This is a genomic window from Blattabacterium cuenoti, assembly GCF_014251655.1.
Classification (GTDB): domain Bacteria; phylum Bacteroidota; class Bacteroidia; order Flavobacteriales; family Blattabacteriaceae; genus Blattabacterium; species Blattabacterium cuenoti_I.
In genome coordinates this window covers 148,695-175,310 of the sequence record NZ_CP059225.1, presented here as the reverse complement: position 1 = coordinate 175,310, position 26,616 = coordinate 148,695, and the positions used below count along the sequence as shown (strand labels likewise).

Genomic DNA, 26,616 nt, shown 5'->3' with positions numbered 1-26,616 from the left:
AAATTATTCCCATTCGATAGTGGATGGAGGTTTAGAAGTTATGTCGTATACCATTCTATTAATTCCATCAACTTCATTAATAATTCTATTTGAAATTCTCTCTAAAAAATCATAAGATAAATGTGAAAAAGTAGCAGTCATAAAATCCTCTGTATTAATAACACGTAATACAGCTACATATTCATATGTTCGTTTATCTCCCATGACTCCTACAGATTTAATAGGTAATAAGATTATAAAAGCTTGATTTACATTATGATATATATCGTTTTTTTTTAATTCTTGCAAAAGAATATTTTCTGCTTTTTTTAAAATAGAAATCTTTTTTTCACTGACTTCTCCAATAATTCTAATACTTAATCCTGGTCCAGGAAATGGATGTCGATACAAGATTTCCATGGGAAATCCTAGTTTTTTTCCTATTTGTCTTACTTCATCTTTAAATAAATTTTTTAATGGTTCAATAAGTTTCAATTTCATCAGTTTTTTCGGTAATCCTCCTACATTATGATGAGATTTGATAGAATAATTTAATTGATTTTGATTGGAATTTGAAAAAATAGAAGATTCAATAATATCTGAATAAATAGTACCTTGTGCTAAAAATTCAACATTTTTAATTGTTACTGATACTTTTTGAAATATAGAAAGAAATTCTTTACCTATAATTTTTCTTTTCATTTCAGGATCAACAATTCCAGTTAATTTAGATAAAAAACGATTTTTAGCATCTATTATTTGAAGAGGAAAATTCATTTTTTTACACAAAAAAAGTATATTTTCTTTTTCTTGTTCTAAAAGAAATCCTGTATCCACAAAAATACAAATTAAAGAATTTTCAATCGCTTTATAAATGATATAAGCAGTTACAAAAGAATCTATTCCTCCAGAAAAACCTAGTATCACTTTTTTTTTTTCTACACGTTTTTTGATTTTATTTATTGCATTTTGTACAAAATTATCAATATTCCAATTTGAACTTTTGCATTGGCAAATATGAAAAATAAAATTTTTCAATATAGATATTCCAAATTCTGTATTTTCTACTTCTGGATGAAATTGTACAGCATAAATTTCTTTATTTTTATGTCTTAAAGCTGCTACAGGACAAGATGAAGTATGTCCAAGAACTTTAAATTCTTTTGAAATTTTTTTCACTTCATCGAAATGACTCATCCAAACAATAGATTTTCTAGGAATTCCATTGAATAATAAATTATTATCATCTTCTATAATAAAACAAGATTTTCCATATTCTTTATGTTTGGATTTTTCTATCTTTCCACCAAATAGAAAAGAAATCATTTGCATTCCGTAACAAATTCCAAATATGGGAATATTTAATTGAAATAGATCTTGAGATATTGATGGAGATCCATTTTCATAAACAGAAAAAGGACCCCCTGATAAAATAATTCCTTTTGGATTTTTTGAAAAAATGTAGGATATGGAAATATCATAACGATATAACAAAGTATATACTCCCATATATCGAATTCTTCTTGCTATCATATGACTATATTGAGATCCAAAATCTAATATAAGTATGAAATCTTTTTTCATTTTTTTTATATTTCTTTTTTACGAATACGAAAAAAAAACAACATAATTTACTTATAAACCAATATCTCTTCTAAAATATAAATTTTCAAATTTTATTTTTTTAACCTTATCATACGCTTTTTTTCTAGCCTCTTGAATAGTATTTCCTATTCCTATTATATTGAGAACACGTCCACTTGACGTAATCCAATCTTCTTTTTCTTTTTTTGCTCCGGCAATATAAAAAGGTTCTTGTAAAGAATCTAATCCTACTATGAGTTTTCCAGTTTCATATTTTTCAGGATATCCTTTAGAAGATAAAACTATGCAACAAGAACACGATTTTTCCCAAATAATATTTATTTCTTCTTTATGAAGAAAAGAAGATTGAATAATATTCAAAAAGTTACTTTTCATTAAAGGAAACAAAGTTTGAGCTTCTGGATCTCCAATACGAGTGTTATATTCTAATAAGTAAATTTTATTTGGAGTAATCATTAATCCAAAGTATAAAAATCCAAAAAAATTCAATTTTTCTAAAATCAAACCTTCTAAAGTCGGTTCCAATATATTTTTTTTGAAATCTATCCAAACAGAATTGGTCATATATGGATTAGGAACAATAGCCCCCATTCCTCCTGTATTCATTCCTTTTTCATTTTCTCCTATTTTTTTATAATCCATAGCAGATAAGAAAGGGATAATGTCTTTTCCATTGAAAAGAGATATAATAGAAGCTTCCTTTCCTTGTAAAAATTCTTCTATAATTATTTTATTACCAGATTTTCCAAATTTTTTTTCTATCATAATAGTTTTTAAAGCTTTTTTAGCTTCATCTATATTATGAGCTAAAATAACTCCTTTTCCTTCTGCTAATCCATTAGATTTAATAGCTATAGGAAGAAAATACTTTTTTTTTTTCAAGAAACTCATAGCTGTTTGATAACAAGAAAAAATTTCGTATTTTGGAGTTCGAATCCCATATTTTTTCATAAAGGATTTAGAAAAAATACGATCTCCTTCAAGTTTAGCAGCTGAATAATGTGGTCCTATTATTTTTAATCCAAAATTTTTAAAAACATCAACAATTCCTTCTAATAGGAAAATTTCGGATCCGACAATCGTTATATCTATGTCATTTTTTTTAGAAAACATACCTAATTCCAATATAGAATAGTGATTATTAATATTATTTCCTATTAAACCTGTTCCTCCATTTCCAGGATAAAAATAAAGATGAATAGGATTATAATCTTCTAATAACTTTTTACCAATGGCATGTTCACGTCCACCTCCACCAATAATTAAAATTTTCATTATTTTTTAATGTTTAAAATGTCTCTTTCCAGTAATAGCCATAGCTATTCCATAATCATCACAAGCTTTTATAGATTCTTTGTCTCGTATTGATCCTCCTGGTTGAAGAATAGCACCTATTCCACCAGAACGAGCAGCTTCATCTATAACATCACGAAAAGGAAAAAAAGCATCAGATACAAGAACTAATCCTTTTTTACTTTTTTCTAAAGCTCTTTCTATCGCTTGACGAGCCGCCCAAATTCTATTGGTTTGACCGCCTGAAATCCCCAAGGTTTGTGTTCCTTTAGCAATAACAATGGCATTAGATTTCACATATTTCACTACTTTTTGGGCAAAAAATAGAGATTGTAGTTCTTGATCTGTAAATTTTTTTTTGGTTACTATTTGATAATTTTCTTCATGATTAAAAAAATAATCAGATTCTTGAACTAAGATTCCTCCATCTATTTGAACATATTCTAGTCTGTCAGAAATAGATTCATTAATCTTAATAATTCTAATATTTTTTTTTATTTTTAAAATAGTCAATACATCTGTATCATAATTTGGAGAAAGAATTACTTCTATAAAAATATGATTGATTTCTTTAGCCAATTTTTTTGTAATTGGAATATTGAAAGCCATGATTCCTCCAAAAGAAGAAATAGTATCAGAATAATAAGTTTTTTTAAATGCTTCAATAATATCCTTACCTAATGCTACTCCACAAGGAGTAGAATGTTTTACCGTACAACAAGCTGGTTCTGAAAATTGAGAAACGACTTTCCAAGCTATATCCATATCTCGTAAATTATTAAATGATAATGTCTTACCATGTAATTGATGAAAATTTTTCATGGCTCCTTGATGCATCTCATTTACATAATAAGCGGCTTCTTGATGAGGATTTTCTCCATAACGGAGTTTCATTTTTTTTTTATAAGAAGACTGTAAGTAAATAGGAAACTTATCATCCATTAAAAAATATTGAGAAATAGCAGAATCGTAAGCAGAAGTAAAATTAAAAACCTTTCCTGCTAATTTTTTCCTCAATATCAATGAAGGAGATCCATAATCAACAATTTCATTTTGTACTAATTCATAATCATTATCATCTATAATAGGAGTTACATACAAAAAATTTTTAGCAGCTGCACGAAGTATAGAAGGACCTCCTATATCAATAAATTCAATTAAAGAATTGATAGATTTTTTTTTCATTTCTTCAATAAATGGATAAAAATTTACCAATACAATATCAATAAAATGAATCTTGTGAAGACGAATAGATTTAATATGTCTATCAATGGAACGATTAGCTAAAACTCCTCCATAAATATTAGGATGAATAGTTTTTATTCTTCCATCTAAAATTTCAGGAAAAGAAGTAATATCAGATACTTCTATAACGTTAGATAATCCGTTTTTGATTAAGTATTGATAAGTCCCTCCTGTAGAAACTATTTGATATCCTTTTTTATATAAAAAATTAACAAAATTAAATAATTTTTTATTTTTTTCGTAAACACTAATTAAAGCTCTTTTCATAAAAGACATACTATTAATTTAATTTTATATTGAAAAGTATTGTCAAAAAAAATTTTGTATAGATTGAATTAATATTTCTCTTTCTATAAGAGATACTTTTTTTGATAAAGAATGAATAGTTTCCTTTAAAACTATATTACATGTTTTCTTCAAAATTATATCTCCTGCATCTATATTTTTTGTAACATAATGAGTAGTAGCCCCTGATATACTTTCCTTATTTTCTATAACGGATTGATGTACTTTCATTCCATACATTCCTTTTCCTCCATATTTAGGTAAAAGAGAAGGATGAATATTGATAATTTTACCAACCCATTTTTCACAAAATTTTGCATCAAGTATAGAAAGAAATCCAGCAAGAACTATAATATTAGGAATATCTTTCATAAGTATTTTATCTATTTCTTTAGAAAGGGATTTTTTTTCAATTTTTTCTAAAGAAACCGATTTTATATTTTTTTTTAATGCATATTGAAAGGCCTCGCATCTTCTATCAGAAATAACAAAATTTACTCTGAAATTAGAAAGAATCCCATATTTGATTGCTTGTAAAATATGCTTCATATTGGTTCCTTTTCCAGAAACTAAAATAGCTATTTTTTTCATGGTAGGTACATATATATATAGAAACAAACTATTTCAAAAGTACTCTTTTATTTCCTTTCACAATATTCCCAAAAATAAAAGGTTTTTCTCCTAAATTATATAGTCGATCCAAAACAGAATATTTTTCTTTAAAAGATACTATTATAATCATTCCTACTCCCATATTGAAAGTTTTCCACATGTCTATATCTAATAGATTTCCTTTTTTTTTAATATAATTGAAAATAGGAGGAGTAGGAATTCTTTTTTTTTCTACTATAGCTGATAAATTGTCTGGAATAATTCTAGATAAATTATCTTGTATTCCACCTCCAGTAATATGAGCTAATCCATGTATCATAAATTCTCTCAATAAAATATGAATAGGATAATGATAAATTTTAGTTGGAACTAAAAGAATTTCATAAAGAGGGACTCCTTCAAATTTTTTTATCAAATCTTTTGATGTAAAAATGTTTTGAATTAAAGAAAATCCATTGCTATGGATTCCTGATGAAGGAAGTCCTATTAAAATATCTTTTTCCTGAATACATTTTTTTCCATCTATCATATTTTCTTTTTCTACAATACCTACACAAAATCCAGCAATATCATAATCTTGTTCTTTATATATTATAGACATTTCCGCAGTTTCTCCACCTATGAGACAGGTATGAGTTTTTTGGCAAGAAATAGCTATTCCTTCTATTATTTTTTCTATAATAGAAGAATTTAATTTTCCACAAGCTAAATAATCCAAAAAAAATAAAGGAAGGGCTCCGTGACATAATATATCATTTGCACACATTGCAAAACAATCTACTCCAATTAAGTTATATCTTTTGTAATCGATAGCTAAACGTAATTTTGTTCCTACACCATCTACTCCAGATACTAAAATAGGTTCTTTATATCCACTTTTATAGATTTTATAAAAACCAGCGAAGTGATCTAAATTACTAATAACCTTGTTGGTATAAGTTCTCTCTAAAATTTGACTCATTCTAGAGATATTATTACTTTTTTTCATGGGGGATTATTAATTGATTAAATATGTTTATTATATGTTATGCTGCTATTTTTTTTGAACAGGATAAGTTTCCGTAAAACAACCAAAACAATAATTTTTGCTACCAAGAATATCTACTAGATTATCCATACTTAAGAACTCTAAACTATCTACATCTAGCATTTTTTCTATATTTTTTTTTATATGATTGTATGATATGAGATCTTTTTTACTTGGAGTATCTACTCCTAAATAACATGGAGCTATAATAGGAGGGGAAGCACTTCTAAAATGGATTTCTTTTGCACCTGCTTTTCTCAAAATATAAACCAATCTACGACTAGTAGTTCCACGAACTATAGAATCATCAATTATAATAATCCGTTTTCCTTTTATTTCATCTAAAATAGGATTCAGTTTTAAGTTTACCATTTTTTCTCGCATTTCTTGTTTAGGTAAAATAAAAGATCTACCAATATATTTATTTTTCACTAAAATTGGTTTAAAAGGAATTCCAGAAGCTTTAGAATATCCAATAGATGCAGGTACTCCAGAATCTGGTACTCCAATGACTACATCTGCTTTTACTGGATGTTGTTCATAAAGTTTTTCTCCACTTTTTTCACGAATTTCATAAACGTTTATATTTTCAATCAAGGAATCTGGACGAGAAAAGTAAATATACTCAAAAGAACATATTCTTTTTTTTATATGTTCTCTATTTTTCATTAGATAAAATTGAATAGATTTTTGATCCACTATCACTATTTCTCCTGGAAATAAATCTCTGACATAAAAACCTCCAACAGAATCTATTCCACAAGTTTCAGAACTAAATATATAAGTTTTTTCATTCAGCATTCCATAACATAAAGGACGAATTCCGTTTGGATCTCTAAAAGCTGCTATTTGATTATCCATTAGCACTATGACAGAATAAGCTCCTCTAATTTCAAGAGTAGTCTTTTTAATAGCTTTTTCTAAACTATTATTAGATTCCAATAAATACTTTTGTATTAAACGCAATATTACTTCAGAATCAGAGTATTCTGATATAAAATGGACTCCTTTAGATTCTAATTTTTGACGAATAGATTGAGCATTTACTAAATTACCATTGTGTACTATAGATATAGTACTTTTTCCATAAGAGTTTTCTCCAAAAAATGGTTGTATATTTTTTTTACTTTGTCCTCCTTCTGTTGAATAACGTGTATGTCCAATGACCGCATTTCCATGATAACATTCAGAATTTGAAATTTTTTTAAAAAAATCTAAAACTAGACCTTCGCTTTTATGAGATATAATAAAACCATCTCGTAAAACAGAAAAACCGCAAGCTTCTTGACCTCTGTGTTGTAATGCAAATAATCCAAATTGAATTAAAGAAAAAGTATCTACTTTTTTAGGAGAATAAATTCCAAAAATACCACATTCATCATGAAATTTATCATAATCATTATTATTTTTCATAAAAAAAGGGAATAATTGAGATATCATCTTTTTGGAAATTTTTGTAAAAAAAATATTTCCTCCATTACTTTTGGTTATCCAACATTTAATCTTTTTAAGATTTCCATATAAATATCAAGCATATTTTCATCAAATCCAATCCTAAAAATATCTTTATCTAGTTTTTTCATTGTTTTTTTATCCCAAAGACGACAAGTATCAGGACTTATTTCATCAGAAAGTAAAATTTCGTTGTTATGATTTTTTCCAAATTCTATTTTAAAATCCACTAATATAATATTTTTATCCAAAAAAAAACTTTTCAGAATACAATTTAAATGTGATATAATGCGAAAAATTGTATTTAATTCTTCATAGGAAATTATTTTCAAGAATACAACATGATGATCATTAATCAACGGATCTTTTAATTCGTCATTTTTATAAAAAATTTCAAAAATAGCATTTGATATATGCTCCCCTTCTTTGATTCCTAACCGTCTAGATAGACTTCCAGAAACAATGTTTCTAACAACAAATTCTAAAGGAATCATATTGACTTTATAACATAATTGCTCTATTTTATTGAATTTTCGTATAAAGTGAGTCTTTATTTTGCAAGAATTTATAAATTCAAATATTAATGAAGAAATTTCATTGGTTAAATGACCTTTTTTTTGTAAAAATTTATTTTTTAATCCATTAAAAGCTGTAATATGATCTTTATATTGAATTAATACTTTTAATGGATGATTAGTCTCATATATTTTTTTTGTTTTTCCCTCTGATAAAAGATTTTTTTTAATAATATTATTTATTATCATAAATATTGCTCTATTTTTGTTTTTAATTTATCTGTTGTTTCCATTCTAAATTTTAGCAATGATTTTCTGATATTTTTATATTTTATAGACAAAATATGAATAGCCAATAAAGCTGCATTATAGGAATTATTAATTCCTACTGTAGCAACAGGAACGTTTTTAGGCATTTGTACTATAGAAAATAATGCGTCTATTCCTCCTAATGAACCATAAGAATTATTACAATGATGAATTGGAACTCCAATTACAGGAAGTATAGTTTTTGAAGATATAAATCCAGGTAAATGAGCAGATAAACCAGCTCCTGCAATAATTAAATCTGTACCTTCAGATTCTATTTTTTTTATAGTATTTGATAAAATATCTGGTAGTCTATGTGCAGAAATGACATAAGATTTATAACTTATATCAAACTTTTTTAGCATATCCGCTGCATTTTTCATAGTTGATTTATCGGAAATACTTCCGAAAAATATAGCTACTTTCATAAGTTATTTTAATTTTTTATAAAAAATATTGTACTGCGTTTTTAAAAATAGAATGTTCGTGAACATTAGGTATATTTTTGAGTAATCCATGATCATAACGTTCTGGATGAGTCATCCTTCCATAAATTTTTCCATTTTCACTTAATAACCCCTCAACAGATCCAATCGAACCATTCGGATTATATAATCTTTTTAAACTAGGATTTCCTTCTAAATCTACATACTGTGTCGCTATTTGATTTTTATTGAATAAATTATTTATTATTTTTTGGTTAGCATAAAATCGACCTTCACTATGAGATATGGGAAGAGTATATACTTTGTTTTTCATTCCTTGTAACCACGGAGATTGATCGGAGATCACTTTTATATGAACACATTGAGATATGTGTTTTTTTATTTTATTATAAGTTAATGTAGGAGATTCATGATTCCTAAAACAAATTTTACCATAAGGTAATAAACCAGATTTTATCAATCCTTGAAATCCGTTACAAATTCCTAATATTAATCCATCTTTATCAAGAAAATGTTGAATAGCATCCTTAATATATGAATTATGCAATATAGATACAATAAATTTAGCTGATCCATCTGGTTCATCTCCAGCACTAAATCCTCCACAAAGCATAAATATTTGTGAAGATTCTATATACGTTTTAATATGAAATATAGAATCTATAATATCCTTATTATTCAAATTTTTAAATACAAAAGAATTCACTATCGAACCTTCTTTTTCAAATGCACGAATGGATTCAAATTCACTATTTGTTCCAGGAAATATAGGAATAAAAACACGTGGTAGGACGTTTTTCTTATATGTATATTTACATTTCCATATTTTTGAATTTTTTTCTTTTTGTACTGTTTGTTTTTTGGTTTTTATTATTTGAACATTTTCTTTTTCACTAATTTCATTATAAGAAAAAATAGGATTAAAAGTTTTTTCCCAATTTTTTATACATTGATTAATATTAATAGATATTCCATTAAAATTTAAATTATTAGAAGAAACTATTTCTCCTATTAGAATGAAATTATCTGCGGATAGATAAGATGAAGATTCTATAATGATTGAACCTATGTTAGTTTCAAGTAAATGCTCTTTACAATTAATCACTGCTCCTAACCCATTTCCAAATGACATTTGGGCAATAGCAACAGAAATTCCTCCGTCTTTGATGGTTTTTGCGGAAATAATTTTTTTGGAACAAATCCATTTATAAATTTGACCGTAAGCTTTTTTTATAGAATCAAAATTTGGCATTTCATTTTTTAACGAACGATGATAATATAAATATATTTTATTTCCTACTTTTTTAAATTCAGGAGAAATAATATTTGAACATGAACCTATAGATACTCCAAATGAAACAAATGTTGGAGGAACATGTATATTTTTATATGTTCCAGACATAGAATCTTTTCCTCCGATAGAAACTAAACCTAAGGACATCTGAGCATGATAAGCTCCTAATAAAGCAGAGAAAGGGATTCCCCAATTTTCTGGATCATTACCTAATTTTTGGTAATATTCTTGAAAACTAAAATAGATATTTTTATAATTACCCCCCATAGAAACAATTTTAGAAATACATTCTACAATAGCATAAGCTCCTCCATGAAAAGGGCTCCATGTGGATACTTCAGGATGAAACCCCCAACAAGCTAAGCTAACCGTATTCGTAGTTCCTTTTAATACAGGAATTTTTTGTACACTTCCTTCAGATGGAGTTATTTGATACTGACCCCCAAAAGGCATCAAAACTGTAGTCCCACCTACGGTACTATCAAACATTTCTACTAAACTTTTTTGAGAAGCTATATTTAATTTAGTAAGTGTTTCTAAAAATGTTATTTTGCTAAATAAAAATTTTTTTGATTTTTTAAAAGGAGAAATAAAAGTAGGGGAATTCACACAAGCATATTTTTCTTTATGAGATCCTCTTGTATTCAAAAATGAACTTTTTACATTAAATATTTTTTTTCCTTTATAAGAGAAAATGATACGTTTATTATCAGTTATTTCAGCTATAGGAATTGGTTTCAAATTTTCTTTTCGAGCTAAATGAATAAATCTTTTTAAATGTTTTGGATCTAATACTACGGCCATACGTTCTTGAGATTCGGAAAGAGCAATATCTATAGCATTTAAATTGGAATTTTTGACAACAGGAATTTTATCTAGATAAAGAATCAAGCTATCGCTTAATTCTCCTATAGCTACGGCAGCTCCTCCTGCACCAAAATCATTACATTTTTTTATGATAGATATCACTTCTTTTTTTCTAAAAAATCTTTGAATTTGTCTTTCTATTATTGGATTTCCTTTTTGTTTTTGCTCTATGTTATTCTTTGGATCATACTCCTTAGAAGAATTAGTTGCACCTCCTATTCCTTCTTTTCCTGTTAATCCACCAATTAATAGAATTATATCTCCTTTTTCTGGTTTTTTATGATTTACAAAATCAGTTGGAACTGCTCCAATAACCATTCCGATTTCCATTCTTTTTGCTCTATATCCTTCATGATAAATTTCATGTACATGAGTTGTCGATAATCCTACTTGATTTCCATAAGAACTATAACCATGAGCTGATTCAAAACATATTTTAGGTTGTGGTATTTTTCCTTTCAAAGTTTTTAAATTTGTAGGATCTGCAGCTCCACTTAACCTTATTCCTTGGTAAACAAAACCTCTTCCAGATAATGGATCTCTAATGGCCCCTCCTATACAAGTAAAAGCTCCACCAAAAGGATCAATTTCTGTAGGATGGTTATGGGTCTCATTTTTAAATAATAAAAACCATTTTTCTTTCTTTTTATTTTCTATAATATCTACATCTATCATAATCATACATGCATTCTGTTCATTAGATAAAAAAAAATTTTTTAATTTCCTTTTTTTATATAAAATCATAGCAGGAAGACTAGATATTTCCATGAAATTGATAGGAAGCTTTGATCTTCCTATTAAATCTCTATCTTTTAAATATTTTTTAAAAATATTTTGATATGTATTTTTTAATGATCCATAAAAAGATATATTGGTGAGTGTAGTATAAAATGTTGTATGACGACAGTGATCGGACCAATAAACATCTAAAATTCGTAATTCTTCTTCTGTTGGATTCCGTTTTTCTTGAATAAAATATTGTTGGACAAATAATAAATCATGAATATCTATAGATAGATTATATATTTTATGAATTTTTTCCATTTTTTTATGAGAAAAATTTATAAAATGATCAAAAATATTATTTCTTTTTTTCAATGGATGATTGGAATTTAAATCCATACAATAATATTTTTTAATTTTATCAAAATCCTGTTTTTTATTGATTCCAATAAATTCAATCAATTGACCAGTTTTTATTTTTAGATTAGTAGAATATTTTTTTGTATTATCTAAAACACGAATGCATTGCATAGCTGCGTTTGCACGATTATCGTTTTTTGAAGGAAAATAAAAATATGGATTATGAAAATGTTTTTTTTTATGTAAAATATCTGTTACAGGATCATAAAAAATTGTAGATAAACTTTCTAAAAAAAGTTTTTTATGTATATGGAAAATATCATAGACATAATAAATAACAATATCAGATAATGAAATATTCATATTATTTTTTAACTCTCTGCATAGTTTGATAGAATCAATAGAAAAAATGTTTTTTTTTTGTATATAAATTCTGAAATTCATTATTCGATATTATCCATGAATTAAACTTTTTTATCCATACTTGATATATCAGAATCAATTAAATGATGAAACCGATTTAATATAGGATTAACTTTAGTATCAATAAATTCCAAAGTTTGTTCTGAAGAAAACCCTATAAAATTTTTTGGATTTAGTATTTGATTTATTTTTTCTTCTTGAATTGGTATTTTCTGGTCATGTAAAATTCTTTTTATAAAATCATTTTCCTTTCCTTCTAATTTCATTTTTGATATCGTTTCCATAGAATGAATTCGTATTCTTTCATGAATTTCTTGTCTATCGTATCCGTTTTTTACGCATTCTACAATAATAGATTCAGTAGTGAAAAATGGAAGTTCTTTTTGTATATGTTTTTCAATTATTTTAGGATAAACAACTATGTTTTCTAATATATGATTCCAAATCATTAATATTGCATCCGTTGCCAAAAATGATTGGGCGATAACCAGTCTTCTATTGGCAGAATCATCTAAAGTTCGTTCTAACCATTGAGTAGATGCAACTATAGCAGGACTATTGGATAAGGAAATAACATATTTTGCTAAAGAAGCCATCCGTTCACACCGTATAGGATTACGTTTATACGCCATGGCACTAGATCCAATTTGTTCTTTTTCAAAAGGTTCTTCCATTTCTTTCAAATTTTGTAATAAACGCAAATCATTACTAAATTTATGAGAAGATTGAGAAATATTAGATAATAAATTTAACATTTGAGAATCTACCTTTCTATCATAAGTTTGTCCTGTAATAGAAAAAACATTTTTAAATCCGAATTTATTCGATATTTTTTTTTCTAAATATTTTACTTTTTGTAAATTTCCATGAAATAATTCTTTGTAGCTGGCGGCTGATCCTATTGTTCCTTTTACTCCTCTAAAATGAATATTTTTTAATCTAAACTCTAATTCTTCTAGATCTAAAAGTAAACTTTGGATCCAAAGAGCAGAACGCTTTCCTACAGTTGTTAACTGAGCAGGTTGATAATGAGTATAAGCTATAGTAGGTAGATGATGATATTCTAAAGTAAAATTTCTTATTCTAAAAATAAGATTAATTAATTTTTTCATTAATATTTCTAATCCATCACGAATTAAAATAAGATCTGTATTATCTCCTAAAAAGGCGCTTGTAGCACCTAAATGAATAATAGATTTAGCTATAGTAGCTTTTTCTCCAAAAGCATACAAATGTGCCATGACATCATGACGAAATTTTTTTTCGTAAAAAGAAACTCGATTCCAATCGATATCACATAAATTATTTTTTAAATCATCTATTTGTTCTTTGCTAATATTTAATCCTAATTCTTTTTGGATTTCTGCTAAAAATAACCATAATTTTCTCCAAGTAATAAACTTTTTTTCTGGAGAAAAATTATATAACATTTCTGTACTACCATATCGTTCTATTAAAGGATTTTTATATTTTTTCACAATTTTTAAGAAAAAATTTTAAAAAATGAAGATTTATTTTTAATGATATTTTGATTTCTTTCAGAACCAACAGAAATTAATAATACTTCTAAACTTAGATAATCTTCAATAAATTTAATATATTTTTTACAATTATCCGGTAAATTTTTGTATTCATGAATATGAGATATATCTATTTTCCATCCAGGAAAATCTATATAAACTCCCTTTATAATATTTTGATCTAGATTTAATGGAAATTTTTTTAATATTTTTCCCTTACATTCATATTCGATACATACTTTAATAACTTCTAATTCACTTAATACATCTAATTTTGTAATAATTAAATAATTGATTCCATTTATCATACAAGAATATTGAAGAGCGATTAAATCTAACCAACCACATCGTCTAGGACGTTTTGTAGTTGCTCCATATTCATTTCCTTTTTTTCGTATAATGGCACTGACTCTATCTACAATTTCTGTAGGAAAAGGCCCATACCCTACACGTGTACAATATGCTTTCGTGATTCCTATAAAATTTTTTAAAAAATTAGGAGGGATCCCGCATCCTGTACATACTCCTCCTGTAGAAGTAGAGGATGTAGTTACATATGGATATGTTCCATAATTTATATCCAATAACATAGCTTGAGCTCCTTCAAATAAAATTTTTTTTTCATTACGAAAAGCATCATGAATTTCATAAACAGCATCTATGATACGATCAGAAAGAATTTTTGCATATTCTATATACTCTTCATAAATAGATTCAAAAATGATTGGTTTTTTTTTATAAATTTTTGTAATAATTTTATTCTTAAAATCTATATTATATTTTAATTTTTTAGAAAAATCTTTTAGATCCAAAAAGTCTAATGCACGTATTCCCATACGTCCTATTTTATCTTCATAAGTAGGACCTATTCCACGATGAGTAGTTCCAATGGATCTATTTCCTAAATATTCTTCTTTATATAGATCTAGTAATCGATGATAAGGCATGGTTATGTGTGCTCTTTTTGCTAAAAAAACTTTAGAAGTATTAATTCCTATGGATTCTAAATCACGTATTTCTTGAATAAAAGATTTAGGATCAACAACAACTCCAGGGCCCACAATACATTTTACATAAGAATAAAGAACTCCGGAAGGAATTAAATGAAGGATAAAATTCCTATTTTTAATATGAATAGAATGACCTGAATTATTTCCTCCTTGATAACGAATGACATAATCTGAATTTTTAGAAAGTAAATCTGTAATTTTTCCTTTCCCTTCATCACCCCATTGGAGTCCTACAATAACATTTGAAGGCATGATTTTATATATAATTAATACATTTTGTCAACAAAGTTAATTGTTATTAAACAGATAATAAAAAATATTTCATTCTATTTTTTTTGAAAATTTCGTTTCATATGTTGATAAGCTAATTTCGTAGCTTTTCGTCCTCTAGGTGTTCTCAACAAATATCCTTCTTGGATAAGAAAAGGTTCATATACTTCCTCTATCGTATCTGAATTTTCATTAACAGATGTAGCTATAGTATTAATTCCTACAGGTCCTCCTTTGAAGTGATCTATAATAGATAAAAGAATTCTATGATCCATTTCATCTAATCCATATTTATCTACATTTAGAGCTTTTAATCCTAAATTACATATGTCGATATCAATAATTCCATTTCCTTTTATTTGCGCAAAATCACGAATTCTCCGAAGTAAAGCATTGGCTACACGAGGAGTCCCACGACTTCTATTTGCAATCTCATAAGAAGCTTCCTCCGTTATTGGAATATTTAATAGTTTTGCACTTCGATTCACAATACTTTTTAATAATTCTTTTTCATAATAATTAAGACGAAAATTGATACCAAATCTAGATCGCATAGGAGCTGTTAATAATCCAGATCTTGTAGTTGCTCCTATTAAGGTAAAAGGAGATAAATCTATCTGTACTGATTTAGCGTTAGATCCAGAATTTATAATAATATCTATTTTGTAATTTTCCATAGCAGAATACAAATATTCTTCAACTATTGGAGATAAACGATGAATTTCATCAATAAAAATTACATCATTTAATTTTAAATGAATAAGTAATCCAGCTAAATCTCCTGGTTTATCTAAAACGGATCCTGAAGTGATAGTGATATTTACACATAATTCATGAGCTACAATATGAGCCAGTGTTGTTTTTCCTAACCCTGGAGGTCCATGAAATAAGATATGATCTAAAGCATCTTTTCTTATTTTAGCGGCTTGAATAAAAATTTTTATATTTTCTAATATATCCTGTTGTCCAACAAAATCTTGAATTTTTTTGGGATTTAAAGATTTTTCTAAAAAAAATGACACAAGTTTATATATTTAAACACAATAAATAAAATAATACCAAATTCCAGGATTTTAAAATATTTAATATAGAATAATTGGTAAAATCAAATTGAATAGGAACAATAGATATATATCCATTGTTTAATGCCCACTCGTCTGTATCCATTCCCTGATCAAAATTGACAAAATCTCCTACTAACCAATAGTAAACTCTTCCCTTCGGAGTATATCGTTTATCAAAACTTTCTTTCCATTTAGATTCTGATTGTCTACATATTTTAATTCCTTTTATTTTATCTTTTTCCAATTTTGGGATATTTACATTTAGAGTTATGATTTTATCTGAAATAGTATTATAAAGAATTTTTTTCACAATTTTACATACATATTTTATTGATGGTTCAAAATCGGCATTCCAATCAAAATCTAATAGAGAAAAACTAACAGATGGAATTCCTTCTATTCCAGCTTCAATACCAGCAGAAACCGTTCCAGAATACATGATATTTATGGACGAATTAGATCCATGATTTATTCCGGATACACAAATATCCGGTTTTTTTGGTAGAATATTATGAATAGCTAATTTTACACAATCTACTGGTGTTCCGGAACATTCCCATTCTTTTTGATTTCCATTATCAATTTTTACAGAATCACAATATAATATACTATTCATAGTGATTGCATGTCCTACTCCAGATTTAGACTTATTTGGAGCTACAACGTAGACATCTCCTAAAGAATTCATGATATGAATTAGTGTTCTAATTCCTGGAGCTAGAATCCCATCATCATTTGTTACTAAAATAATTGGTTTTTTATTCATTTTTTTTTGAAAAATCTATTTATATAATATAATTTTACTATTATTTTTAACTCAAACATCATTATTTTATTGTGAATCTTAAAATAAAAAAACTTCACTACATAATAATTAGTTTTATTTTTTTATTTAGTTTTGGTCTTCCTACTACTAATACTAATCATAATACTAATAGTAAGAATAGAGAACAAGAAAAACATCGTATAATATTAAAAACAATATATAAGACACTTCATTTTTTACATCCAAATCCTATTTCTATCAATAATGATTTTTCACAAAAAGTATACAATAAATATTTTGAAAAATTAGATAATCAAAAACGTTTTTTCCTTCAAAAGGATATAGAATATCTTTCTGTATACAAAAACAAAATAGATGATTTTTGGATCGATGGAGATCCTACTTTTTTTAATATTATCATCAAACGCTTTTATCATAGAATTAAAGAAGTAGAATGGATATGTTATCAAATACTAAAAATACCTTTTGATTTTAATAAAAAAGAAACGTATTTCCTTGGAAAAGAAAAATTGTTGTATCCAAAAAATAAAAGAGAATGGATTGAAAAATGGAAAAAATATTTGAAATATTTAACATTATTAGAAATAATAGATTCCATTAAACAAAAAAAGTTAAATCTATCGAGAGAAAAAATTTGGAAAAAAGCATTTTTAAATGAAGAAAATAAATCGAGAAAAAAAGTTCAAGAATCCATTAAAGAATATTTTAGAAAATTAAAAATGAGGAAAAAATCCGATTGGTTTTCTATTTATGTAAACAGTATTATTTCAGAATATGATCCTCATACTAATTATTTATCTCCTAGGGATAAAGAAATTTTTGATTTAAATATATCGGGACAAACAGAAGGAATAGGAGTTGAATTGCAAGATGATAAAGGATATGCTACCGTTAGAAAACTAATGGTTGGAGGACCTGCATGGAAAAACAAAAAAATAGAAATAGGAGATAAAATTATACGAGTAGCAAAAAATATAGATTCAGAATCTAAGAATATCGTAGGAATGTTGTTAGAACATTCTATTCGTTTGATAAAAGGAAAAAAAGGAAGTCAAGTAAAACTTACCATTCAGAAAAAGAATGGATCTATAGAAGAAGTTATTCTCACTAGAGATGTGATAGAAAACAAAGAAACTTTTGCAAAAAGTTTTTTACTTATAGATAATAAAAATCAAAATAAATATGGGTTTATTTATTTACCTGAATTTTATTTTAATCCTGAAAATAAAAAAGGAAGGAATGCGGCTAAAGATATGAAATTAATTATTCAAAAATTAAAAAAAGAAAATATAAAAGGGCTGATTATAGACATAAGAAACAATGGAGGGGGATCTTTAGATACTGCAATAGAAATTACAGGATTTTTTTTAGGAAAAGTTCCTATTGTACAAATAGGTAAATCTCAAAAAAACAAAAAAATACTAAAAAATCATGATCATAAAATATTATGGAAAGGACCTCTTGTAATTCTTGTAAATGAATTATCCGCTTCTGCTTCTGAAATACTTGCTGCAGCTATAGCAGATTATAAAAGAGGAATTATTGTTGGTAGTCATCAAACATATGGAAAAGGAACGATCCAATCTGTTTATCCATTAAATAGATTTTTATTTTCTAATGAAGAATTGGGGGCTTTAAAACTTACTACTAATAAATTTTATCGTGTAAATGGAAGTTCGACTCAATTAAAGGGCGTTCATTCAGACATAGTAATTCCAAATCAGATAAATTATATATTTTTAAAATTCATGGAAAAAAATCTACCTAATTCTATGAATTGGGATCATGTAGATCCTATTCCTTTTCATTATTGGAATACAAAAAAAGACTTAGAAAATATTAAGTATAAAAGTATCAAACGTATGAATAAAAAAAACAAGGATTTCATAGTAATTTATCAAACTATACAATCTTTAGAAAAGAAAAATTATAATGAAAAAAAATTTTATTTGAATTGGAGAAAATTCTTTTATGACAGTTTAAAAATAAAAAGAAGAAACAAAAAATTTCATAAACTAAAAGATTATTTAAATACATACGGATTAAAAGTTTGTTCTCCTTCTTATAAAATCATTTTTAATACAAATAATATAGAGGAAACAGAATGGAAAAAAAATTTGAAAAAAGATTTTTCTGTATCAGAATGTGTCAATATTTTACGAGATTTTAATGAAAATTCATAACATGAAAACTCATAATAGATAAACTTTAGCAACATCAGCAATAGCATCATTTTCTTTTAAATTTATTAATCTAACCCCTTGAGTAGTTCTTCCCATGACTCGTATATCAGAGATAGGAATACGGATAATGATCCCTGATTTTTTGATAATCATTAGATCATCTTGATCAGTGACATGTTTGATTGCCATTAAATTTCCTGTTTTTTGAGTAATATTTATTGTTTTTATTCCTTTTCCGCCACGATTAGTTATACGATAATCACCTATACGAGATCTTTTTCCAAATCCTTTTTCAGAAACTACCAATAAGTGGCCTTTTTCTTTTCCTTTTACACATATCATTCCAATTACCATATCTCCTTTCATTGTAAAATTAATTCCTATGACCCCAGAAGATGTTCTACCAGTTAAACGAACTTTTTTTTCTGAAAAACGAATGATTCTTCCACTTTTTACAGCAACAAAAACATGACTCTCTCCTTTAGTTAAAAGAGCTTCTAACAAGGAATCTCCTTTACGAATAACGATTGCATTAATTCCATCTTTTCTAGGACGAGAATAATTCTCTAAAGAAGTTTTTTTAATAATTCCTTTTTGAGTTACCATCATTACGTAATAATCTTTAACATATTTTTTATTAGTAAGGTCTCCAGTTAATATATAAGCGTTGACTTTATCGTCTTGTTGAAGACGAATCATATTTTGTATAGCTCTTCCTTTAGAAATTTTAGATCCTTCTGGAACTTCATACACCCTTAACCAAAAACATTTTCCTTTTTCTGTAAATAAGAGAAGATATTGATGATTAGTAGCTATAAGTAAATGTTTAAAAAAATCTGATTCTCTAGCAGTTGCTCCTCTATTTCCTATTCCTCCTCTTCCTTGTCTCTTATATTCTGATAATGAGGTTCTTTTAATATATCCAGCATGAGATATAGTAAGAACTACTTGTTCATTTTCAATTAAATCTTCTATATGGACTTTATTATTACCTGAATAATCAATCTTTGTTCTACGTGAATCTTGATATTTTTTTTTGACTTCTAAAAGTTCTTCTTTTATAATTTGAGTTCTTATAGAATACTGAGTTAAAATATTCTGAAAAAATTTTATTTTCTCTATTAGATCATTATACTCCTTTTTAAGTTTATCTAATTCTAAAAAAGTAAGACTTTGTAAACGCATATCTAAAATAGATTTAGATTGGATTTCTGATATATTAAATTTTTGGATTAAACGATTACAAGCATCATGATGATTTATAGATTGTTTAATCAATTGAATCATAAGATCTAAATGATCTAATATTTTAAAAAAACCCATTAAAATATGAACACGGTCTTTCCATTTTTTTAATTCATATTTTGTACGACGAATAATAACATTATGTCTATGATCTACAAAATGCTGAATAAGATCTTTAATATTTAACTGAACTGGTTTTCCGTTTACTAAAGCTATAGTATTAACATGAAAGTAAGTTTGTAGAGAGGTATACTGAAATAGTTTATTTAACAATATATTAGAATTTATGTTCTGTTTTAAAATATAAACTATACGTAATCCGTTTCTATCCGATTCATCACGAATTTGATATATTCCATCCATTTTTCCTTCTTTCATTAATTCTACGGTTCTAGCTATCATATCAGATTTATTGACTTGATAAGGAATTTCATCTACTATAATACATTGTCTTCCCTGAATTTCTTCTAAATGAACTTTTGCACGTAAAATAATGCGTCCTTTTCCGGTATAAAAAGCGTTTTTAACTCCATCATATCCATAAATAATTCCACCTGTAGGAAAATCTGGAGCTTTAATATGTTTCATGATCTGTTCAATGGTTAGATCCTTATTGTCTATGTAAGCACAAATAGCTTTTATCGTCTCTTTTAAATTATGAGGAGGAATATTAGTAGCCATTCCTACTGCAATTCCAGAAGATCCATTAATTAGAAGATTAGGGATCCGTGTTGGTAAAACTACCGGTTCGTCTAACGAATCATCAAAATTCAATTGCATATCTACCGTTTCTTTTTTTAGATCTAATAACATCTCTTCAGATATTTTTTTCATTTTTACTTCTGTATAACGCATGGCTGCAGGAGGATCTGCATCTATTGAACCAAAATTACCCTGTCCATCTATTAATGGATAACGAAGAGTCCATTTTTGAGCCATTCTAACCATAGTATCGTAAACAGAAATATCTCCATGGGGATGATATTTTCCCAATACTTCTCCTACAATACGAGCCGATTTTTTGTAAGAACTATTAGAAAAAATTCCTAATTTATACATTCCATAAAGAACCCTTCTATGTACAGGTTTTAATCCATCTCTTACATCAGGAAGTGCTCTAGATACAATAACAGACATAGAATAATCTATGTAAGATGATTTCATTTCGTCTTCAATATTAATGAAAATCAATTTTTCTTCTTCACTCATTTTTGATAAACATTACGTTTAAGATTTAAAATTTAATAAATTAAGGAAAAATGTTTCATTTAAAAAAACTTTCTTTTATTAAATCATATGGAACTTGACAATTATAGGAACATTTTCCTATTTTTTTTAATAAAGAAAATTGAATTTTATTTTTTTCATTTTTTTTATCATGTTCCATGATTATCAATATTTTTTTAATTTCTAAACCAGATAAATCATAAATTATTTTTTGCATGGGGTATAGTGTAGTAAGTATAGATTTAATTTTTGTATAATCATCTATAGATAATCCATTTCTTTTATAAGAAATCCAAGATTCACAAACCATCCCCATGACTACAGCTACCCCATGTGTAATTTTTTTATTTTTATTCATGAAATAACTTTCCAATGCATGTCCAATAGTATGTCCAAAATTCAGGATTTTTCTTAATCCATTTTCTTTAGGATCTTGATCTACAATTTTTTGTTTAATTAATATTGATTGATGAATGAAACGATTCCATTGAATAATATCTAAATTTGTGATATTTTTTATATGATTAAGATCTTCCCAAAAATTTTTATCTGCTATCAATCCATGTTTTAACATCTCAGCTATTCCAGAATAAATTTCTTTTTTAGGAAGTGTTTTTAAAAAATGTGTATCAATAATTAAAAATTCTGGAATATGAAAAGATCCTATTTCATTTTTAATAGAATCTAAATTCACTCCTGTTTTGTATCCTATAGAAGCATCAACCATCCCTAATAAAGTTGTAGGAATATTAACAAAACGAATACCTCGTTTAAATATAGAAGCTATAAAACCTCCAATATCTGTAATTACTCCTCCTCCTAAATTTATTATTAAACTTTTTCTATTTGCTTTTAATTTTTCCAGTGTTTTACATACATGAATACATGTATAAATATTTTTTTCTTCTTCTCCTGGATTTATATTAATGATATTAGATTCTTTAAAAGAATCTATGCGAGAAAATAGAATAGGAATACAATATTTATAAGTATTATTATCTACTAGAATAAATGTATTTTTTATAGAATCTACTTGATTCAATAGATAATTATTCAGTCCTTCATAGGCTTCTTTATTAAAAGATATGAATTTTGCATTATCTTTCATTTTCATTTCATATCATGTATTCGGATTTATTCAACAAAATTAACCAATTTTTATTATTTAATCGATAAAATGAAATATTTGATATAACCAAAAAATTAAAAATATAAAACTTACTATTAAAAAAAATATATTAGGAATCCATCCTAAAATATTAATAAATTTGAATAAATATTGCATGTATAAAATTAAAAAAAAAAATATGAAAATAAATCTATTTTAACATTTTTATAAGAAATGGAAATATTTAAATTTGTTTTATTTTATCATTTTTGTAAAATGTCAGATTTTTGGGATATTGTACAACATTTGTTCAATCCTAGATGGATATTTCTATATTTTGGAAATACGGCTTTGTTTATTTTATTAGCAATTGTTTTTGCAGAAACAGGTTTTTTCATTGGGTTTTTCTTACCAGGAGATTCTCTATTATTTACTGCCGGAATTTTTGGAAAAGATCTATCTAAAAATTTTTATAATGTTCCTTTTTTTATCATTATACTAATTGTAGCAATTGTAGCGGTTCTTGGGAATATACAAGGCTATTGGCTAGGATATAAATCAGGGAAATTATTGTATAAAAAAAAGGATTCCTTTTTTTTTAAAAAGAAACATCTTATTTTGGCAAAAATATTTTATAATAAGTATAAAACAACAGCATTGATCATGAGTCGTTTTCTTCCCATGTTTAGATCATTTGCTCCTATCATTGCTGGAGCTATCCGTATTGATTTTAAAAAATTTATGATATATAATATTATTGGAGCTCTCACTTGGACATTTTCTATTATGTTAGCAGGACATTATTTAGATAAACGTTTTCCAGAATTGAAAAATCATCTAGAATGGATTATTTTATTGATTATATTTACGACAACATTACCAGTTATCTTAAAACTAATAATAAAAAAGAAAGCATTAATTTAATTCTTTTCTTTTAACGATAAAGAATTTTTGTATCAAATTTTTACACTGATCTCTAAGAATACCAGATAAAAATTCAGTTTTTGGATGTAATTTTACCCCAGAATACAAAAATCCTTTTTTATTGGAAGCTCCACAAACGACTCTTCCTATTTGAGACCAAAATAAAGCTCCTGCACACATAATACATGGTTCTACAGTTACATATAAAGTACATTCTCTAATGTATTTTTTTCTAAGGAAATTAGAAGTTAAATTAATCACTAATATTTCTGCATGTGCAGTAATATTATTTAAAGTTTCAGTTAAATTATGAGCTTTTGCTATAACTATATTTTCATATATCATGGCCGCCCCTATAGGAACTTCGTTTTTATGAAATGCAATAAAAGCTTCCTGTAAAGCTACATTCATAAAATATAGATCTTGTATAAAATTCATTATTTATTTTTCTTTTTTTTCTTGATCTTCTATATTTTCTTCTTGAGTATTTTTAGTTATACGAGATCTTTTTACTCTTGCTATCAGAGTATGAGAAGGATGTAATATAGTATATTGATCATTATATAAATCTTTAATCGTTATTCTATCTCCTATATCTAAAGAACTAATATTTAATTTTATATATTCCGGAATATGAATAGGTAAAGCTTTTACTTTTAGTTTTCTAATAGATGAATAATATTCACCACCTTTAGCTAACCCGATAGGTCTTCCTAAATATCTCATAGGAATTTCCAATGTAATAGGTTCTAGTTCCTCAATTTCACAAAAATCAGCGTGTAATATTTTTTCTTTAATGGAATCGAATTGTATTTCTTTTTGTATTGCATTTATATTTTTTTTATATCCTTTTATTTGAATAATAACTCCATGTACTTTTGTTGCATACACTATTTTTTTTAAATTTTCTAATGAAGTAGAAAATGGAATATTTATCTTTTTTCCATATAAAATACATGGAATATTTCCGGAATTCCGAATGGAAAGAACTGCTTTTTTTCCAATATTTCTTTTTTCTCCGAATATATTTACATATTTCATTATATAATAAATTTATTGCTTATAGACTCATCGTTATGTACTGATTGCATTACTTCTGCAAAAAGTGGAGCACAAGATAAAACTTTTATTTTATTATTATTAAATTTCATTTTATTTATAGGAATAGTATCTGTAACCACTAATTCTTCAAGTTCTGATTGATTTATTTTTTCATAAGATTCTCCTGATAAAACTGGATGAGTAGCTATAGCACGTACACTTCTAGCCCCCTTTTCTTTTATCAAATTAGCAGCTTCTGTTAAGGTCCCTGCAGTATCAACCATATCATCAATAAGTATGATGTTTTTTCCTTTTACATTTCCTATAAGATTCATAAATTCTATTTCGTTTGCTCTTTTTCTTTCTTTATAACAAATTACTACATCTGTTCCTAAATAACCAGCATAACTTCTCGCCCTTTTTGCTCCTCCCATATCAGGAGAAGAAATGGTTAATTGATCTATATTTAACCCTTTTATGTAATCAATAAATATTCTAGATGCATATAAATGATCTACAGGGATATCAAAAAATCCTTGAATTTGATCTGCATGTAAATCCATAGTCATTACTCTGTTAGCCCCTGAAGCGACCATTAAGTTTGCTATTAATTTTGCAGCAATAGGAGTTCTAGGTTGATCTTTATGATCTTGTCTCGCCCATCCAAAATATGGAATAACAAGTGTAATTTTATGTGCTGAAGCTCTACGTGCAGCATCGCACATCAATAGTAATTCCATTAAATTATCCACTGGAGGAAAAGTAGAACCAATCAAAAATACTTGTGATCCACGAACAGACTGTTCAAAATAAGGAGTATATTCTCCATCACTAAATTCTAAAAATCGTACCTTTCCAAGGAAAGTTCCATAATAATAAGCTATATTTTCCGATAATTTTAAACCACTTCTTGTAGAAAAAAATAGAACCTTTGGACTCATAATTATGTTTTTTTTTTGTACAAAAATACTCTTAAACTTAAAAAAGAAACAACTTTATCATTATGAAACAATACTTAAATTTATTAAAACATGTATTAAAAAACGGGATAAAAAGAAAAGATCGCACTGGAATAGGAACAATAAGTATATTTGGATATCAAATGAAATTTGATTTAGAAAAAGGATTCCCTCTTCTAACTACCAAAAAATTGAATATACGATCAATTATTTATGAATTACTATGGTTTTTAAAAGGAGATACAAATATACAGTATCTAAAAGATAAAAAAGTTAATATTTGGAATGCATGGTCTGATAAGAATGGAGAACTAGGACCTATATATGGATTACAGTGGAGAAAATGGCCTACTTACGATGGACATTCTATTGATCAAATAACAAATCTTATAGAAGAAATAAAATTGAATCCTAATTCTAGACGATTAATAGTTTCTTCTTGGAATGTAGGAATGATTAAAAATATGGCATTACCTCCTTGTCATTTACTATTTCAATTTTATGCTTTTGAAAAAAAATTATCATTACTTTTATATCAAAGAAGTGCTGATATTTTCATAGGACTTCCTTATAATATAGCATCTTACGCTTTACTTCTCACTATGTTATCTCAAGTACTCCATTTAAAAGGAAAGGAACTTATACATACAATAGGGGATGCTCATATTTATAATAATCATATAGAACAAATAAAAATTCAAATGAACAGAATTCCAAAATCACTTCCAAAAGTAATTCTTAATCCTGAGATAAAAAATATTTTTGAATTTTCTTTTGAAGATTTTCAATTGAAAAACTATAAACCTTATCCTCATATTAAGGGTAATGTGGCTATTTGATTGA

At 26.4% G+C, this 26,616-nt stretch carries 21 protein-coding genes; 3 read left to right on the top strand and 18 right to left on the bottom strand.

Translation table 11 applies throughout. From position 1 onward, the window contains the following. Positions 1-3: 3 nt before the first annotated feature. The 13 genes from guaA to surE form a co-directional block, all read right to left on the bottom strand. On the bottom strand, positions 4-1,563 hold the full coding sequence (gene guaA / locus H0H63_RS00805) for a glutamine-hydrolyzing GMP synthase (protein ID WP_185858660.1): 1,560 nt from the start codon (positions 1,561-1,563) through the stop codon (positions 4-6). Positions 1,564-1,614: 51 nt separating this feature from the next. Then, entirely contained in the window at positions 1,615-2,859 is a 1,245-nt protein-coding gene (gene purD / locus H0H63_RS00800) for a phosphoribosylamine--glycine ligase (RefSeq protein WP_185858659.1), read from the bottom strand. 6 nt (positions 2,860-2,865) lie between these two features. Further along, on the bottom strand, positions 2,866-4,389 hold the full coding sequence (gene purH, locus H0H63_RS00795) for a bifunctional phosphoribosylaminoimidazolecarboxamide formyltransferase/IMP cyclohydrolase (protein WP_185858658.1): 1,524 nt from the start codon (positions 4,387-4,389) through the stop codon (positions 2,866-2,868). Positions 4,390-4,431: 42 nt separating this feature from the next. Continuing rightward, the gene (locus H0H63_RS00790; RefSeq protein WP_185858657.1) at positions 4,432-4,998 is read right to left on the bottom strand and encodes a formyltransferase family protein; all 567 of its coding nucleotides are present in this window, start codon (positions 4,996-4,998) and stop codon (positions 4,432-4,434) included. A 28-nt stretch (positions 4,999-5,026) separates the two neighbouring features. Beyond that, positions 5,027-6,007 carry a phosphoribosylformylglycinamidine cyclo-ligase gene (gene purM / locus H0H63_RS00785; protein WP_185858656.1) on the bottom strand — a complete coding sequence of 327 codons (981 nt, stop codon included), beginning with the start codon at positions 6,005-6,007 and terminating at the stop codon, positions 5,027-5,029. Between the two features lie 45 nt (positions 6,008-6,052). Next, on the bottom strand, positions 6,053-7,486 hold the full coding sequence (purF, locus tag H0H63_RS00780) for an amidophosphoribosyltransferase (protein ID WP_185858655.1): 1,434 nt from the start codon (positions 7,484-7,486) through the stop codon (positions 6,053-6,055). 47 nt (positions 7,487-7,533) lie between these two features. Continuing rightward, complete coding sequence (purC, locus tag H0H63_RS00775) at positions 7,534-8,262, bottom strand: phosphoribosylaminoimidazolesuccinocarboxamide synthase (RefSeq protein WP_185858654.1); 729 nt, start codon at positions 8,260-8,262, stop codon at positions 7,534-7,536. Then, positions 8,259-8,750, bottom strand: coding sequence for a 5-(carboxyamino)imidazole ribonucleotide mutase (gene purE, locus H0H63_RS00770; RefSeq protein ID WP_185858653.1), 492 nt, complete (start codon positions 8,748-8,750; stop codon positions 8,259-8,261). The genes purC and purE overlap by 4 nt, the downstream gene beginning before the upstream one ends. A gap of 16 nt (positions 8,751-8,766) precedes the next feature. Continuing rightward, positions 8,767-12,456 (bottom strand): phosphoribosylformylglycinamidine synthase, encoded by a 3,690-nt coding sequence (locus tag H0H63_RS00765; protein WP_185858652.1) that lies wholly within the window; start codon positions 12,454-12,456, stop codon positions 8,767-8,769. Between the two features lie 20 nt (positions 12,457-12,476). Continuing rightward, on the bottom strand, positions 12,477-13,913 hold the full coding sequence (gene purB, locus H0H63_RS00760; RefSeq protein ID WP_185858651.1) for an adenylosuccinate lyase: 1,437 nt from the start codon (positions 13,911-13,913) through the stop codon (positions 12,477-12,479). Positions 13,914-13,918: 5 nt separating this feature from the next. Further along, on the bottom strand, positions 13,919-15,217 hold the full coding sequence (locus tag H0H63_RS00755) for an adenylosuccinate synthase (RefSeq protein WP_185858650.1): 1,299 nt from the start codon (positions 15,215-15,217) through the stop codon (positions 13,919-13,921). Positions 15,218-15,291: 74 nt separating this feature from the next. Further along, a complete protein-coding gene (ruvB, locus tag H0H63_RS00750) occupies positions 15,292-16,257 on the bottom strand; it encodes a Holliday junction branch migration DNA helicase RuvB (protein ID WP_185858649.1) in 966 nt (321 codons plus the stop codon). A 4-nt stretch (positions 16,258-16,261) separates the two neighbouring features. After that, a complete protein-coding gene (gene surE / locus H0H63_RS00745) occupies positions 16,262-17,065 on the bottom strand; it encodes a 5'/3'-nucleotidase SurE (protein ID WP_185858648.1) in 804 nt (267 codons plus the stop codon). Positions 17,066-17,136: 71 nt separating this feature from the next. Between surE and H0H63_RS00740 the strand changes: the two genes are divergently transcribed. Then, entirely contained in the window at positions 17,137-19,269 is a 2,133-nt protein-coding gene (locus tag H0H63_RS00740; protein WP_185858647.1) for a carboxy terminal-processing peptidase, read from the top strand. Positions 19,270-19,278: 9 nt separating this feature from the next. Here H0H63_RS00740 and gyrA read toward each other — a convergent pair whose 3' ends face one another. Both gyrA and aroB read right to left on the bottom strand, forming a co-directional pair. Next, positions 19,279-21,723 (bottom strand): DNA gyrase subunit A, encoded by a 2,445-nt coding sequence (gene gyrA, locus H0H63_RS00735; RefSeq protein ID WP_185858646.1) that lies wholly within the window; start codon positions 21,721-21,723, stop codon positions 19,279-19,281. 55 nt (positions 21,724-21,778) lie between these two features. Beyond that, positions 21,779-22,855, bottom strand: coding sequence for a 3-dehydroquinate synthase (gene aroB / locus H0H63_RS00730; protein ID WP_185858645.1), 1,077 nt, complete (start codon positions 22,853-22,855; stop codon positions 21,779-21,781). A gap of 270 nt (positions 22,856-23,125) precedes the next feature. Between aroB and H0H63_RS00725 the strand changes: the two genes are divergently transcribed. Next, entirely contained in the window at positions 23,126-23,773 is a 648-nt protein-coding gene (locus H0H63_RS00725; RefSeq protein WP_185858789.1) for a DedA family protein, read from the top strand. Here H0H63_RS00725 and H0H63_RS00720 read toward each other — a convergent pair. Genes H0H63_RS00720 through H0H63_RS00710 form a run of 3 tightly spaced genes read right to left on the bottom strand, consistent with a single transcriptional unit; the run spans position 23,765 to position 25,755 of the window. Further along, positions 23,765-24,184: a nucleoside deaminase gene (locus H0H63_RS00720; protein WP_185858788.1), complete on the bottom strand. Its 420-nt coding sequence runs from the start codon at positions 24,182-24,184 to the stop codon at positions 23,765-23,767. The two genes, H0H63_RS00725 and H0H63_RS00720, sit on opposite strands and share 9 nt — an antisense overlap. 30 nt (positions 24,185-24,214) lie before the next feature. Continuing rightward, the gene (locus tag H0H63_RS00715) at positions 24,215-24,814 is read right to left on the bottom strand and encodes a 50S ribosomal protein L25 (protein ID WP_185858644.1); all 600 of its coding nucleotides are present in this window, start codon (positions 24,812-24,814) and stop codon (positions 24,215-24,217) included. Next, complete coding sequence (locus tag H0H63_RS00710) at positions 24,814-25,755, bottom strand: ribose-phosphate diphosphokinase (protein ID WP_185858643.1); 942 nt, start codon at positions 25,753-25,755, stop codon at positions 24,814-24,816. The genes H0H63_RS00715 and H0H63_RS00710 overlap by 1 nt, the downstream gene beginning before the upstream one ends. A 62-nt stretch (positions 25,756-25,817) precedes the next feature. On the opposite strand from H0H63_RS00710, the gene H0H63_RS00705 reads away from it, so the two are divergent. Then, positions 25,818-26,612, top strand: a complete 795-nt coding sequence (locus tag H0H63_RS00705; RefSeq protein WP_185858642.1) for a thymidylate synthase — start codon at positions 25,818-25,820, stop codon at positions 26,610-26,612. Positions 26,613-26,616: the final 4 nt, after the last annotated feature.

Coding starts and splice junctions, on each gene's coding strand:
- H0H63_RS00755 (WP_185858650.1), bottom strand. CDS start 15,217: ATGCCTTCAAATGTTATTGTAGGACTCCAATGGGGTGATGAAGGGAAA.
- guaA (WP_185858660.1), bottom strand. CDS start 1,563: ATGAAAAAAGATTTCATACTTATATTAGATTTTGGATCTCAATATAGT.
- surE (WP_185858648.1), bottom strand. CDS start 17,065: ATGAATAAAAAACCAATTATTTTAGTAACAAATGATGATGGGATTCTA.
- purF (WP_185858655.1), bottom strand. CDS start 7,486: ATGATATCTCAATTATTCCCTTTTTTTATGAAAAATAATAATGATTAT.
- purE (WP_185858653.1), bottom strand. CDS start 8,750: ATGAAAGTAGCTATATTTTTCGGAAGTATTTCCGATAAATCAACTATG.
- gyrA (WP_185858646.1), bottom strand. CDS start 21,723: ATGAGTGAAGAAGAAAAATTGATTTTCATTAATATTGAAGACGAAATG.
- H0H63_RS00790 (WP_185858657.1), bottom strand. CDS start 4,998: ATGAAAAAAATAGCTATTTTAGTTTCTGGAAAAGGAACCAATATGAAG.
- aroB (WP_185858645.1), bottom strand. CDS start 22,855: ATGAAAATGAAAGATAATGCAAAATTCATATCTTTTAATAAAGAAGCC.
- H0H63_RS00710 (WP_185858643.1), bottom strand. CDS start 25,755: ATGAGTCCAAAGGTTCTATTTTTTTCTACAAGAAGTGGTTTAAAATTA.
- H0H63_RS00765 (WP_185858652.1), bottom strand. CDS start 12,456: ATGAATTTCAGAATTTATATACAAAAAAAAAACATTTTTTCTATTGAT.
- H0H63_RS00715 (WP_185858644.1), bottom strand. CDS start 24,814: ATGAAATATGTAAATATATTCGGAGAAAAAAGAAATATTGGAAAAAAA.
- purM (WP_185858656.1), bottom strand. CDS start 6,007: ATGAAAAAAAGTAATAATATCTCTAGAATGAGTCAAATTTTAGAGAGA.
- purC (WP_185858654.1), bottom strand. CDS start 8,262: ATGATAATAAATAATATTATTAAAAAAAATCTTTTATCAGAGGGAAAA.
- purD (WP_185858659.1), bottom strand. CDS start 2,859: ATGAAAATTTTAATTATTGGTGGAGGTGGACGTGAACATGCCATTGGT.
- purH (WP_185858658.1), bottom strand. CDS start 4,389: ATGAAAAGAGCTTTAATTAGTGTTTACGAAAAAAATAAAAAATTATTT.
- H0H63_RS00705 (WP_185858642.1), top strand. CDS start 25,818: ATGAAACAATACTTAAATTTATTAAAACATGTATTAAAAAACGGGATA.
- H0H63_RS00725 (WP_185858789.1), top strand. CDS start 23,126: ATGTCAGATTTTTGGGATATTGTACAACATTTGTTCAATCCTAGATGG.
- H0H63_RS00720 (WP_185858788.1), bottom strand. CDS start 24,184: ATGAATGTAGCTTTACAGGAAGCTTTTATTGCATTTCATAAAAACGAA.